This window comes from Amphibacillus sp. MSJ-3, from assembly GCF_018919165.1.
Lineage (GTDB): Bacteria > Bacillota > Bacilli > Bacillales > Amphibacillaceae > Amphibacillus.
Window position 1 is genome coordinate 52,145 of sequence record NZ_JAHLQM010000005.1, and the last position, 13,875, is coordinate 66,019.

Sequence of the window (13,875 nt, forward strand, 5' to 3'; positions counted from 1 at the left end):
GGGGAAGTGAAATGACAAGAAAAACAATGTATACACTCTTGTCGGTTATTTTAGCAGTATTTTTGTTAGTTGCAGGATGTTCATCAAGTGATGATACGCCAAGTGATTCAAACACAGGTAGTGATGATGGGGCAGGGGAAACAGAAGAGACTGCAGATTTACCGCCAATGACTGATGAAGAAATTACATTAACATATGCATCTTGGCAAAACCTTGAACTACAACGTTTTTTAGCTGATAAGTTTATGGAAAAATACCCTAATATTACAGTTGAAATTGTTGAATTAGAACAAGAAGGTTGGAATGATCATTTAACTAACCTAGCAAGTACTGGAGATTTACCTGATGTATTCTGGTATATGGGTAATGTTGACGTACCAATCCGTAATATGTGGTTAGGCGATTTTACAGAGTTCTTTGAAGCAGACCCAGAGACAGATAATATTTTAGATACCTTAGTTAATAAAGGTTATTTTGATGGAGAACGAAAGATGGCAGCCCCTGCTGCTTATCAACCATATACCGTTTTCTTAGATGAAAACCTCTTTGAGCAACAAAACGTAGATATGCCATCTCCAGATTGGACATACAGTGAAATGTTAGATTTGATTGAAAAAATGACAATCCCTGAAGAGGGAATCTTCGGTTATAATACTTATACGCAAATCTTTACAATGGCACCAATTGTCAATGCTGATGCAGATGGTGAATTTGGTTGGGATGGCGAGCAATATGATATGACAACAGAGTGGGCTGATTCAATTACGCAACATGCTGAATTTGTTCGTAATGGCAACCACGCACCATTCTTTGATACAGATGAAGCAGAAGCTGCTTTCGGTGACCGTGAGCTTTGGGCTGCCTCATCTGGACGTGTAGCGATGCAATTAGATGCATGGTGGACTGTAGATTTATTCGGAACGGATGAATTCGCCGATAAAGGGATTAAATGGGTTCCTTATGTTGTCCCACAAGGCGACGATGCAACATCACTTAATAAACCAGCATTTGTTGACTTCGGCTCAATTTCAGATGCTACTGAGTACCCGAGAGAAGCTTATGAGCTCTTGAAGTTCTTTGGATGGGGCCGAGAAGGTTGGGAAGCTAAGTTAGAAGCATTTAAAACACTTGAACGTGAAGATGGCGAGCTAGTCTTTAGTCATCCAGATGGTCTTCCACTTATTAAAGATCAAGATATTTGGGATGAATTACGAACATTGTTACCAGAAGGCCAATACTATGATGACTTCTTAGCACGTGCTACACACCCAATTCCATTAGGTGGTGCGGCAATGCCAGGTTTCCAAACATTCTTGGATGAGGTATACTTTGGCGGTGAGTATGATAACGTGGAAAGAGCGATTATTGAAGGCGAAGTCAATGCTCATGATATTGCACCTAACTTAACAGAGTTTATTAATCAATATTATCAAGATGCTCTTGATGAGTTATTCTATTAATTACTTTTTAAGACATGCTTTGATGGTGCCCACCATCAAAGCGTGTTTTTTAATGTCCTTATCGCACTACAACCGTCAGTATGATTCCCGTCTCAATCATATAATGAAAACCAAAAAGTTTTTTCTATGTTAAAGAAAAAAATACTATGAAATATGAAACAATATGTTATAATTTAATCCATTATCCTCTGTTATTTTAAGGAGTTTTATGATGAATGAAAAGTTAGATTTTAAATCAAGTTTATTGATTGGTTCACTATTGTTTGGCCTATTTTTCGGAGCGGGTAATTTAATTTTTCCTGTTCACATGGGGCAGTTGGCAGGTATGAATACTCTACCAGCCACGATAGGTTTCTTAATTACAGGTGTGGGTCTTCCGGTTCTGGGAGTTATCGGCTCAGCACTTTCTAGAAGTGAGAGCTTGTACGATATGGCGAAGCCTATAAATAAGAGCTATTCGATCTTATTTACGTGTGCCCTATATTTAACCATTGGGCCATTATTTGCGATTCCGCGAACAGCTACAGTCGCTTTTGAAGTAGGATTGGCAGATTTTATTGGTGATGAATTTCTTCAAATCGGTTTATTTATCTTCTCGTTGATCTTTTTTATTATGACGCTTTACTTTTCACTTCGACCAGGTCGAATATTGGATTGGGTGGGTAAATACCTCACACCTACTTTCTTAGTTCTTTTGTCTATCTTAATTATTGCAACCTTTATCAATCCGATGGGTGAGGTCGGTCAATTTGCACCGCAAGAGAAGTATGCTGCCCGCCCTTTATTTACTGGACTAATAGAAGGTTATCACACAATGGATGCATTAGCATCACTCGCCTTTGCGATTGTGATTATTGCAAATATAGAAAAGTTAGGGGTACACGATCCAAAAAGAAAGGCTATTGAGACATTAAAATCTGGTATAGTCTGTTTGATTGGAATGGGTGTTATTTATGCTTCATTAGCTTATATGGGAGCAACGAGTTTAGGTAGTGTTGGAATAGGAGCCAACGGTGGGGTTATTCTATCCATGGTTGGTGCACATTATTTTGGATTTGCAGGTCAAATTTTACTCGCTATCATTGTGTTTGTTGCTTGTTTAAAAACGGCGATCGGATTAATTACATCATGTTCCCAGATCTTTAGAGAAATGTTTCCACATTCCATATCCTATAATAAGTACGCGGTGGTTTTTACGCTTTTATCTTTTATCATTGCTAACTTTGGTTTAAATACAATTATTCAGTTATCCTTACCCGTGCTTATGTTTCTTTATCCGTTGGCTATTACGTTGATTATTTTATCGTTACTGTCCCCTTTTATTCATCAACAAAAGGATGTCTATCGATGGACAACAGGTTTGACGATTATTGCAGCATTATTCGATTTTATCAACGCCTTGCCTAATTCGATCAAGGAGAATGTAATCATTGCTAAAATAATCAACTTTGCTGGGCTTTACTTACCTGGGTTTGACTATGGCTTTGGTTGGATTGTTCCTGCAATGATTGGCTTTATCATTGGTCTGTTTTTTTGGAAAGTGCGTGAAAAGTACTTGAACTAATCATCACTTAATTTCTAACATAATTAGAGATAACAGTCTTCTGTTGGAAAATCAGATAGAATAGTTAAAGAGAGTCTAACGACACAAGTTTTGTAGTCTGGAATCTAAGGTATGCTCCAGCCTATTTACTTGTGTTTTATTTTGGAGAATAGAGTTAATCATATAAGTGAAGTCTTATTTCTTATTATGATAGACTAGTTAATAGATAGATAGAAAAGAGGGGCAAGAATGAGTGTTTTTCAAGACTTAAAAAAATATAAAGGATTAGTCACTCTCGTATTTTTCCTCACATTAGGAAATACAATTGGTGAACTATACTTACCGCGATTACTCTCATTAATCGTAGACAATGGGATAGCAGTAGAAGATGTCCAGTATGTCTTCCGTATCGGCGGCCTTATGTTGCTTGTGACATTACTAACGATTATCGTGCGGGGTTCCGCTTCTTATTTTTCTGCAAAAGCTGCCATGGCTTTTTCACGCGATTTACGGAAACGAATTTTTAATAAAGTGAATCATATGACCTTTGATGAAACAGAGGCTTTAGGCATCTCATCACTGATTACTCGGACGACAAACGATGTCGGGCATATTGAACAGTTTGTTCTACTCATGATGCGCCCTCTTTTACGGGCTCCATTGCAATTTATTGGTGGATTAGTGATGGCCTATTTAACTCACCGACGTTTGACCGCGATCGTGCTAATTAGTATGCCGATTATCTTTGTCCTCATTTATTTTATTATTCGAGTGGTTATTCCTTATTTCCCTAAACTACAAAACGCTTTAGATCGTGTTAATTTATTATTGCGTCAACGATTAACAGGGTTAAAGGTGATCCGTGCTTTTTCCAGAGATAAAGAGGAGGAAGCAATTTTTGAAGAGGCAAACGATGATTATTACAGATTATCTATGCGTATTAATAATGCGATGAGTACAGTACAACCTTTATTAACTTTTGTTGTTAGTGTGACAACTGTTATTGCTGTTTATTTTGGGTCCCAGTTCATTGCCGATGGTACGATGAATATTGGTGAGTTACTAGCGTTTATTCAATACACTGCACAAGTGATGACAGGATTAGTCATGCTTTCAAGAATGTTAATGATTATTCCCCGTACGTCTACATCAATTTCGCGTGTCCAGGAAGTGATCGATTATCCATCACGAAAAGTGGGTGGTACAACAAGATTAACTGAGCCCATGCAGTCGATTGAGGCGAAAGATCTTACATTTTATTACCCGGGGGCAAATTTACCTGCTTTAGACAAAATCAATTTCTCATTAAAAACAGGTGAAGTGCTCGGAATTATAGGAGGGACGGGTTCTGGTAAATCAACATTTTTAAAACTACTGATGCAGTTTTATCAACCAACTGAAGGTGACTTGCTGATTAATGGGGAACCAATTAATCAACTTTATACGGATGATGTCCGTCGTCGGATAAGCTATGTTCCACAACAAAACTTCTTCTTTTCTGAATCTATACGTGGCAATATGCAGTATAGTAATCCTGACATTTCTGATGAGCAGATTTTAAATGATTTAACGATTGCCAGGGCAAGAGAGTTTTTACCAAAGGAAGAGGCGTTAGATACGAAGGTGATCCGTGGTGGTGCGAATTTCTCTGGTGGGCAAAGACAGCGCCTTGCCATTACGAGAGCATTAGCTCGTGATGCAAGTGTGTATATTTTTGACGATTCATTTTCTGCTTTAGATTATCGAACAGATTATCAGATCAGGCAGGCGCTTGAAGATCGGCTAAGAGGGGCGATGACGATCATCGTGGCCCAGCGTGTTGCAACGATACGTCACGCTGATAAGATACTTGTTTTAGAAAATGGAAAAGTGCAAGGTTATGGAAGTCATGATGATTTATTAGCCCATCATCCTGTCTATCGTGAAATTGCGATCTCACAAGGAGAGGAGGTGGGTAGATGATGGATCAGAAGCAAAAGAAAACAGGATCATTCTTGCGGTTACTGAGTTATTTAAGTCACTATAAAGCGATTTTAATTATCTCACTTTTGTTCACCGTTATTGTCACAGTTATTCAAGTATTTACACCCGTTATTTTAGGGCAGATTCTAAATCATCTACAAGTCGCATTTCGCGATCATATAGCTGTTGATCACCAATTCATACTTAGAATTGTCTTACTTTTAATCGTGATGTATCTTATTTTAGCAGTGGCTGATATTGTTAAAGAGCGTACGCTCGTTTACTTATCGCAAAGATTGGTCAAAGATCTTCGATCAGAAGTATCTGCTAAAATTAAAAAAGTACCCCTGACGTATTTTGATAATCAGTCAACTGGTGATTTGATTAGTCGAATGACGAATGATATTGATAAGATGGGGAATAACATTCAAATTAGTGTCAGTCAAATGTTTGGTAGTTTGGTATTAGTAATTGGAATTTTACTTATGATGGTCAATATCAGCTGGATCTTGTCACTTGCCTTCCTACTTACTGTACCATTAAGCTTCTTCGCGACCCGTTTTATTACGAATCGTTCACGGCACTTTTTTCAAGAAAAGTCAAGAGGATTGGGAGAGATGGTCGGCTTTGTTGAGGAAAATTTCACGGGAACGGATTTAATTAAAGCCTTTAGCTATGAAGAACAGTCAGATGAGGATTTCAGCAATATTAATAACAATCTTTATGAAGTTTCTTGGCGGGCTAGTTTTATGGCAGGGATCCTGCTCCCTATGATGACCTTTATTGGTAATCTTGCGTATGTAACGATTGCGATTATCGGGAGTTTACTTGTCATATCTGGAAGTATTCTGATTGGGGATGTGCTTGCATTTCTGCAATACTCCCAAAATATCCGTCGTCCGATTGAGGTCATTGCAGAAATGGCAAATCAACTACAAGAAACGCTGGCTTCGGCTGAACGCGTCTTTCATTTTTTAGATGCACCAGAAGAAATAGAGAATGATGAAAATCAAATAGTTGCACCGATCCAAAAGATTGAATTTAGTCATGTGGATTTTGCTTATGAAAAAGATAAACCAGTTATTAAAAACCTTAATCTAAAGGTTAAGCGAAATGAAACGGTCGCGATTGTCGGTCATACAGGTGCTGGTAAATCGACGATCATCAATTTATTGATGCGCTTTTATGATGTGTCATCGGGTCAAATTATGATGAATGATATTGATATTCGGACAACGCCGAGAGAGAATCTCCGTTCCTTTTTTGGGATGGTTTTACAAGATACCTGGCTGATTCAAGGAACGATTTACGATAATATTCGCTATGGAAATCTTGGGGCATCAAAAGAAGCTGTGATTGAAGCAGCTAAACAAGCCTATGCTCACCATTTTATTACTTCACTTCCAGATGGATATGAGACGCAGATTAATGAAGAGGGAAATAATTTATCACAAGGACAACGGCAATTAATTACAATCGCACGTGCTTTTGTGAGTGATCCTGATATTTTAATTTTAGATGAAGCGACCTCTTCTGTTGATACGCGGACGGAACGAATGATCCAAAGTGCGATGACGAATTTAATGGACGGTCGGACAAACTTTGTTATTGCGCATAGACTGTCAACGATCGTTGATGCGGACGTTATTTTGGTGATGGACAAGGGGCGTATTGTCGAACAAGGTGGGCATCATGAATTGCTTAAACAAAATGGGGTGTATGCTGACTTATATCGTAGTCAATTTTTGGAGTAGTGAATCAGTTGATTTAGGTCATCATAAGAGAAGGTGTGGATTAGCATGCCTTCTCTTTCCATATGATCACAGTGCAACTGTCAGTATCCCATTTGGAGAATTCGAAGGAAATTAAGTATTGTAAGTGGGAGATCAACTGTCAGTGAGACTCCCTGAGTGAAGATTTAGGTTATTTATAATTAGCTTCCCTGATTTGTTCATTCTAAAAAAGGGTATCATTAGATCACCAAGCAATCCAATAGGTTTATTGATCTATAAGTAGTAAAATAAAGACAAGCATTCATTTTAGGAGGCGTGTTACGATGACAAAATATCAATTACCAAATGTATGGCAGTGGGAAGATGAAAATTCAAAGAGAAGTGGGAATCGCCCGACGGCTGGAGAACGGTTTGAACAAAGGCTACCGGTTGGAAAGGCACCATTTCAGCTCTATTCACTCGGAACGCCGAATGGGATTAAAGTGCCGATCATGCTTGAAGAGTTAAAAGAGTTGGGTGTCGATGGCGCAGACTATGATTTGTATACCATCAATATTGGAAAAGGCGATCAATTCGGTTCGGATTTTGTCAAGATCAACCCGAATTCCAAGATCCCAGCCCTAGTTGATCAAAGCAAAAGTCCACGTGTGGAAATTTTCGAATCAGGATCGATCCTACTTTATCTAGCTGAGAAATTTAACAAGTTGATCCCAACAGATATTTATGGTCGGACAGAAACACTGAATTGGTTATTCTGGCAAATTGGATCAGGGCCTTTTGTTGGTGGGGGATTTGGTCACTTTTTCGCTTATGCACCGGAACCTATGAAATATCCGATTGACCGCTTCACGATGGAAACAAAGCGTCAACTTGACTTACTTGATAAAGTGTTAGCTGAGCAGTCATATATAGCTGGCGATACTTATACGATTGCAGATATTGCAATCTGGTCTTGGTACGGCCGATTAGCCTTAGGAAAACTATATAAAGGCTCTTATCAATTTTTGAATCTAGATGAATATCCGAATCTCTTGAAATGGTCTCACCGGATTGCAGAAAGACCTGCGGTTCAAAAAGGGTTGGAAGCGGAGTATCAGTCGATTGAGGAGTAAATTAACGATTCTTGATCTCGTTCGTTAATCTTGAAGCCGATTTAAACTTAGCTACAGCTTGACTTACCACAGATTAATCAACTATTGGCCCCTACTTTATTCATGCATCAGATGATTGAAGTAGGGGCGCAACAGTTAGTAAAAGCCTTACAACTAGGTTAATGGAAGCAGAAAACCCCCACTTTGTGGAGGTTAACTTCATAGCAAACGAATACTAATATGTCCTAGCAACCTTATTTGGTAAAGAACCAAATAAGGTTGTTGAATATAAATGATAAGATTAATAATTAAATAGTGAGCTAACAGGCTTTTCTAAGTGAACACGTTTAATTGCATCACTAAATAATGGAGCTGTACTTAATAAAATCATTTTATCAGACCACTTTTCTTGAGGAATAGCTACAGTATCGGTAACAATCATTTCTTTAATGGGTGATTCGTCAATATATTGTGTAGCGATCCCTGAGAGTACTGGGTGTGTACAAGCTGCATAAACTTCTTTTGCACCGTTATCCTTCAAAGCTTTTGCTCCCATTGAGATACGACGACCCGTATCGATAATATCATCAAGCAAGATGGCTGTTTTATCTTTAATATCACCAACAACAGATAATAGCGGGTGATCAATCTCCCTTGGCCCTCTTCTATCTAAAATAGCAATCGGTGCATGGATAAGATCAGCAAATTGCCGAGCGCGTTTTACACTTCCGTGGTCTGGCGCAACAACGACAACATCTTCTAAATTTTTTTCGATAAAATATGATGCTAAGATCGAAAGACCATTTAAATGATCAACTGGAATATGGAAAAATCCTTGCACTTGTGTTGCGTGTAAATCCATTACGATAACCCGATCTGCACCTGCGCCTTCTATGATATCGGCTATTAATTTAGCTGTGATCGGTTCACGTGACTTAGTTTTACGATCCTGTCTGGCATATCCATAGTAAGGAATCACAATATTAATTGTTTTCGCCGATGCCCGTCTAAAAGCATCGATTAAAATGAGCAACTCCATAATATGATGATCAGAAGGATCATTCGTTGATTGAACGATATAGGTATCGAAACCACGAACACTTTCTTCAATGTTTATTTGAATTTCGCCATCACTAAATGTTTTGACAGAGCATTTCCCTAATCCAACACCTAAATTATTGGCAATTTTTTCAGCTAAACTTTTGTTTGAACTCAGACTAAATACTTTCATCTCTTCTTTAAAATTGTGGCTTGCCACTCAAAATCGCTCCTTTGATTGGTTAACTATTGTCCTGTCTCTATTGTAAAACAATTAATTATATAATTCTAGTTCTCATCATAAGATAATTATATTTAGGACGAATTATTTTCAAACTTATTTGGGCTAGCTTTGCACTATGGAAAAAATCAACTATAATAAGAAGTAGGTTTATCCCGCATTAACAGGCAATAAGACTCCCACTGATTGAAGTTTCACTTTATATAACACTCTGTGGCGAATGGTTACCCATTGAGTGAATTTCACCTTATTAGAAAGGGGGAATAGTTATGGATCAAAAGATACGCTATACTTTTTCGCCACCCAAAAAGTCATTACCTATTTATATTGATAGTATTGGTTATAACCCATTTGAATTGGATTTCAATCGTCCAGAGGGCTTTCCATATTATCACTGGCTCCAAACTGTTAAGGGTGAAGGAATGATTGAGATTATGGGGCGAAAATTTAATTTGGAGAAAGGCCACGGTATCCTTCTTGCTCCATACACTTCTCATAGCTACCAGCCTAACTATGAAAAAACCCGAGACTGGTCAACCGTCTACCTAACTTTCAGTGGTGATGCGATTGAAAGTATCTTTAATGCTTTAGAGATTAATCATTCGGTGATTTATCGGGAAACTAGTGAAGAGCATCTATATAACCACATCCAGTTAACACTAAGTTATCTTGAATCCAAACATGAGGTAGACCCAAACATTTATTACGATCTTTCAACAAAGTTATATGATTTTATTATTTTACTAATTAGATATGCTAAAATAGATGAACAAATCCCACGAATTCATTCCTATGACAAAGTTAAACCAATTGTAGAATGGCTCGAACAAGTATTTCCTAAAGATATTGGTTTGTTAGAAATCTCTCAGCAAGCTAATTTAAGTCCACAACACTTGAATAAGCTATTTCATGATACCTTTAACATGAGTACCTATGCCTTTTTAGTTCAGTTACGGATCCGAGAAGCTAAACGTTTATTATTAACTAATGTCGATCTCACCTTAAAGGAAATAGCGAGCAGGGTTGGTTTTAACTCAGTTAGCCATTTTGTTGCAACCTTTAAAAGCAGAGAAGGTATGACCCCTAAACAGTATCGCGAGAAATATGGATAGATAAATTATAATTAATTAGAAATTATAGAAAAAGTCTTAACTATTGAATTATGATAAGTAGTTAAGACTTTTTAATGCCTAAATTGATAAAGGATGATTAATAATATGAACATTTTTAAGAATATTATTATATAGAATTATAAATGGAAGCGCTTTATAATATAGTTAGTTATTAGTTAAATTAATTTATTTAATAGGAGGTTATTTTATGGTTCAAAATAAAAAAAGACTTTATATTTTATTATTATTATTATTTTCAGCTTTAGTAACGATGATAGCTTGTGAACCTGATCGCGGGGAGGATGTTACAAAGCAGGAATTAGATGATGGAGAGATGCCCGAAAAACCTGAAGAACTAATCGTCTGGATTAATGACGATGATTCTGGGCAGGGAGATGCCTTAGAAATAATGAAGCCGTATTTTGATAATTATACTGAGAAAACAGGTATTGATATTGTTTTAGAAATTGTTCCAATGCCGGATCAAGTTCAGAAATTGGCTTTAGCAGGTCCTGGCGGAGATGGACCTGATTTGTTTTTCCAACCTCAAGATCGTTTAGGAGATGTTGTTGCTCAAGGGTTAGCCCAACCAATGACTTTTACTGATGAAGAATTAGGTGGATACAGTGAAGCGGCTATAGATGCCTTTACTTATGAAGGTGAAGTTTATGGAGCACCGATAGCAATTGAAACCTATTTTACTTATTATAACAAAAGTATAGTAGAAGAAGTTCCAACTACTATTGAGGATATTTATAAAATGAGCTTGGAATTTACTAATAGTGATAATGACGAATATGGATTTTTAATTTCTCCAGAATTTTATTATCTTTACTCATTTATGAACAGTCATGGTGGATATATCTTTGGAGAAGAAGATGGAATTTACAATGTTGATGATATTGGCTTAAATAATGATGGTTCAATAAAAGGACTAGAAGAGTATTTGCAATTCGTCAATGCAGGTATATTACCAAGAACAGTAACAGTAGATGTATTAGATGGTTTATTTACAGAAGGAAAAGTGGGGATGGTGATAAGTGGGCCATGGAATATTTCATCTTATAGAGAGGCTTTAGGAGATGATTTAGGGACGGCACCTCTTCCGAAAATTGGTGAACAAATTGCACCATCATTTGTAGGTGTTAAGTCATGGTTAGTATCTTCATATAGTAAAAATGCCGAATGGGCTGTTGATTTAGCAAAATTCTTGACTAATGATGAGAGTGCAGAATTATATCATGATATTACTGGTGAGTTACCCCCTCGACCTGTCATTTTAGAGGCAGTTACTGACCCTATATACACTGGTCATACTCAACAAATTGATCATGGTATATCTATGCCAAATATACCCGAAATGTCTGCAATTTGGGATATGGATGATGCAATCCAACTTATAATTAATGGAGAAGATATAGAAGATGTATTAACAGAGACCGTTCAAAATATAAAAGATAAAATAGATTTATATTAAAATAAAATTAGTTTTGGGTGCGAATAGGTTTTCTCACTCAAAACTAATTATAAATAAGGGGATATTTAGATGAAAGAGATAAATAAAAAACAAAATAGTCATAATCCTAAAGTAGCTTTTATACTATCTCTTATTTTCGCTGGGCTAGGACAAATTTATAATGGGAGGATTTTAAAAGGTGTTTGTTTCATAATTTTAGAAATAGCTTTCTTAATTACACTTTTAGATTTTATCGGGTTAGGATTATGGGGAATTTATACTTTAGGCACTATCCCTGTTGTTGATCACTCTGTTTTTTTATTAGTTTACGGGTTGATTTCAATTATTATCATTATATTTTCAATTATTCTTTATATATTGAATGTTAGAGATGCAAAAAAACAAGCTGAATTAATTAAAGAAGGGTGGGAGCCACCCAGATTAAGAGATTCCATTCGTGATGGGTATAATAAGTCTTTTGTCTATTTCTTAACAATACCAGGATTTATTTTATTAGTATTCACTGTAATTTTGCCACTATTATTTGCATTATCGTTGGCCTTTACAGACTATGATTTATATAATTCGCCACCAAGAAATCTCTTGAATTGGGTTGGATTTGATAACTTCAGAAATTTACTTAATGTACCACTTTGGAGAAATACTTTTTTATCTGTTTTTTCTTGGACTTTAGTATGGACATTAGTAGCCACAACTATGCAAATTTGTTTAGGTCTGTTTTTAGCTATATTAGCCAATGATAGTCGTGTGAAATTCAAAAAATTTTTTAGAACTATTTTAATTTTACCGTGGGCTGTACCAGGATTTGTCTCAATAATTATCTTTGCTGCAATGTTTAATGATGATTTTGGATCAATAAATCGTGATATTATTATTCCTCTGTTTGGAGGTGAAGGGATACCGTGGTTAACAAATCCAGTATATACAAGAGCTGCTTTGATCTTTATTCAAACTTGGTTAGGTTATCCCTTTCTGTTTGCACTATTCTCTGGTGTATTGCAAAGTATCTCTAAGGATTGGTATGAGGCGGCGGATGTTGATGGAGCAACAAGATGGCAAAAGTTTAAAAGTATTACGTTACCACATGTCCTTTTTGCAACAGCCCCGTTATTAATTATTCAGTATACATCAAATTTTAATAACTTTAATGTCATTTATTTATTTAATGGAGGAGGGCCTGCAGTTAAAGGTCAGAATGGCGGTGGAACAGATATATTAATATCTTGGGTATACAAGTTAACTTTTGATACGAATAATTATAGTATGGCCGCAGCTATTTCGTTAATAATTGGTATTTTGATATCTACATTTGCAATTATTCAATTTCGAAAAACTAGATCATTTAAAGAGGAGGGTCAAATATAATGAGTGCTAAATTAAAAAACACTTTAGAATTGTTAGGGATATATTTAATTTTTGGATTCATGTCTATTATTATCTTATATCCCTTAGCATGGGCCTTCGGGATGTCTTTAAATGAGGGTTCAAGTTTATATTCGTCTTCAATTATACCTGAAAATTGGTCACTTACGCACTATCAATGGTTGTTTACTAGCCCTAATAGTAATTATTTAAATTGGTATAAAAATAGCATGATTGTATCAGGCTCTAATGCGATTTTATCTGTTATCATAACATCGTTGGTTGCTTATGCATTTTCAAGGTATCAATTTATTGGACGAAAAAGTGGATTATACACATTTTTAATACTTCAAATGTTTCCTTCTATGATGGCGATGGTTGCATTATATATTTTACTCAATTTAGTTGGCTTGCTTGATTCTTTAATAGGCTTAATTTTGATTTATGTAGGAGGACAAATTCCCTTTAATGCTTGGCTTGTGAAGGGCTATTTAGATACAATACCGAGAGAATTAGATGAATCTGCCCGCATAGACGGTGCAGGACATTTAACGGTTTTTTTCAAAATTATAATGCCACTAGCAAAGCCAATACTTGCTGTTGTTGCATTATTCAATTTTATGACTCCATTATTTGACTTTTTATTGCCGTCTATCATTTTGCATAGTCAAAAAAATTATACAATTGCTCTTGGATTATATCAATTTATTAATGATCAATTTTCTAATAACTTTGTAAGGTTTTCAGCTGGTGCAATGTTAATTGCAATTCCTGTTGCAATAATATATCTATTTCTGCAAAAATATTTAATTACTGGTTTAACGGCTGGAGGAACTAAAGGTTAGTTTATAATAAA

At 36.2% G+C, this 13,875-nt stretch carries 10 protein-coding genes; 9 read left to right on the plus strand and 1 reads right to left on the minus strand.

Features of this window, described 5'->3' with window-relative positions; translation table 11 throughout:
- Nucleotides 1-11 precede the first annotated feature (11 nt).
- The 5 genes from KQI76_RS02765 (at nt 12) to yghU (ending at nt 7,810) form a co-directional block, all read left to right on the plus strand.
- Complete coding sequence (locus KQI76_RS02765; RefSeq protein WP_216398778.1) at nt 12-1,460, plus strand: ABC transporter substrate-binding protein; 1,449 nt, start codon at nt 12-14, stop codon at nt 1,458-1,460.
- 211 nt (nt 1,461-1,671) lie between these two features.
- Nucleotides 1,672-3,024, plus strand: coding sequence for a branched-chain amino acid transport system II carrier protein (brnQ, locus tag KQI76_RS02770; RefSeq protein ID WP_216398779.1), 1,353 nt, complete (start codon nt 1,672-1,674; stop codon nt 3,022-3,024).
- 228 nt (nt 3,025-3,252) lie between these two features.
- Complete coding sequence (locus tag KQI76_RS02775) at nt 3,253-4,965, plus strand: ABC transporter ATP-binding protein (protein WP_216398780.1); 1,713 nt, start codon at nt 3,253-3,255, stop codon at nt 4,963-4,965.
- Nucleotides 4,962-6,719 (plus strand): ABC transporter ATP-binding protein, encoded by a 1,758-nt coding sequence (locus KQI76_RS02780; RefSeq protein WP_253288772.1) that lies wholly within the window; start codon nt 4,962-4,964, stop codon nt 6,717-6,719. The genes KQI76_RS02775 and KQI76_RS02780 overlap by 4 nt, the downstream gene beginning before the upstream one ends.
- A gap of 302 nt (nt 6,720-7,021) precedes the next feature.
- Nucleotides 7,022-7,810: a glutathione-dependent disulfide-bond oxidoreductase gene (gene yghU / locus KQI76_RS02785; protein ID WP_216398781.1), complete on the plus strand. Its 789-nt coding sequence runs from the start codon at nt 7,022-7,024 to the stop codon at nt 7,808-7,810.
- 280 nt (nt 7,811-8,090) lie between these two features.
- Here yghU and KQI76_RS02790 read toward each other — a convergent pair whose 3' ends face one another.
- Nucleotides 8,091-9,047 (minus strand): ribose-phosphate diphosphokinase, encoded by a 957-nt coding sequence (locus KQI76_RS02790; protein ID WP_371817641.1) that lies wholly within the window; start codon nt 9,045-9,047, stop codon nt 8,091-8,093.
- 290 nt (nt 9,048-9,337) lie between these two features.
- Between KQI76_RS02790 and KQI76_RS02795 the strand changes: the two genes are divergently transcribed.
- The 4 genes from KQI76_RS02795 to KQI76_RS02810 all read left to right on the plus strand — a co-directional run bounded on the left by KQI76_RS02795 (nt 9,338) and on the right by KQI76_RS02810 (nt 13,864).
- Nucleotides 9,338-10,180, plus strand: a complete 843-nt coding sequence (locus KQI76_RS02795) for an AraC family transcriptional regulator (RefSeq protein ID WP_216398782.1) — start codon at nt 9,338-9,340, stop codon at nt 10,178-10,180.
- Between the two features lie 208 nt (nt 10,181-10,388).
- Nucleotides 10,389-11,657 carry a sugar ABC transporter substrate-binding protein gene (locus KQI76_RS02800; protein WP_216398783.1) on the plus strand — a complete coding sequence of 423 codons (1,269 nt, stop codon included), beginning with the start codon at nt 10,389-10,391 and terminating at the stop codon, nt 11,655-11,657.
- 69 nt (nt 11,658-11,726) lie between these two features.
- The gene (locus KQI76_RS02805) at nt 11,727-13,022 is read left to right on the plus strand and encodes a carbohydrate ABC transporter permease (RefSeq protein ID WP_216398784.1); all 1,296 of its coding nucleotides are present in this window, start codon (nt 11,727-11,729) and stop codon (nt 13,020-13,022) included.
- On the plus strand, nt 13,022-13,864 hold the full coding sequence (locus tag KQI76_RS02810) for a sugar ABC transporter permease (protein WP_216398785.1): 843 nt from the start codon (nt 13,022-13,024) through the stop codon (nt 13,862-13,864). The genes KQI76_RS02805 and KQI76_RS02810 overlap by 1 nt, the downstream gene beginning before the upstream one ends.
- The last annotated feature ends 11 nt before the right edge of the window (nt 13,865-13,875 follow it).

Coding starts and splice junctions, on each gene's coding strand:
- KQI76_RS02765 (WP_216398778.1), top strand. CDS start 12: ATGACAAGAAAAACAATGTATACACTCTTGTCGGTTATTTTAGCAGTA.
- brnQ (WP_216398779.1), top strand. CDS start 1,672: ATGAATGAAAAGTTAGATTTTAAATCAAGTTTATTGATTGGTTCACTA.
- KQI76_RS02775 (WP_216398780.1), top strand. CDS start 3,253: ATGAGTGTTTTTCAAGACTTAAAAAAATATAAAGGATTAGTCACTCTC.
- KQI76_RS02780 (WP_253288772.1), top strand. CDS start 4,962: ATGATGGATCAGAAGCAAAAGAAAACAGGATCATTCTTGCGGTTACTG.
- yghU (WP_216398781.1), top strand. CDS start 7,022: ATGACAAAATATCAATTACCAAATGTATGGCAGTGGGAAGATGAAAAT.
- KQI76_RS02795 (WP_216398782.1), top strand. CDS start 9,338: ATGGATCAAAAGATACGCTATACTTTTTCGCCACCCAAAAAGTCATTA.
- KQI76_RS02800 (WP_216398783.1), top strand. CDS start 10,389: ATGGTTCAAAATAAAAAAAGACTTTATATTTTATTATTATTATTATTT.
- KQI76_RS02805 (WP_216398784.1), top strand. CDS start 11,727: ATGAAAGAGATAAATAAAAAACAAAATAGTCATAATCCTAAAGTAGCT.
- KQI76_RS02810 (WP_216398785.1), top strand. CDS start 13,022: ATGAGTGCTAAATTAAAAAACACTTTAGAATTGTTAGGGATATATTTA.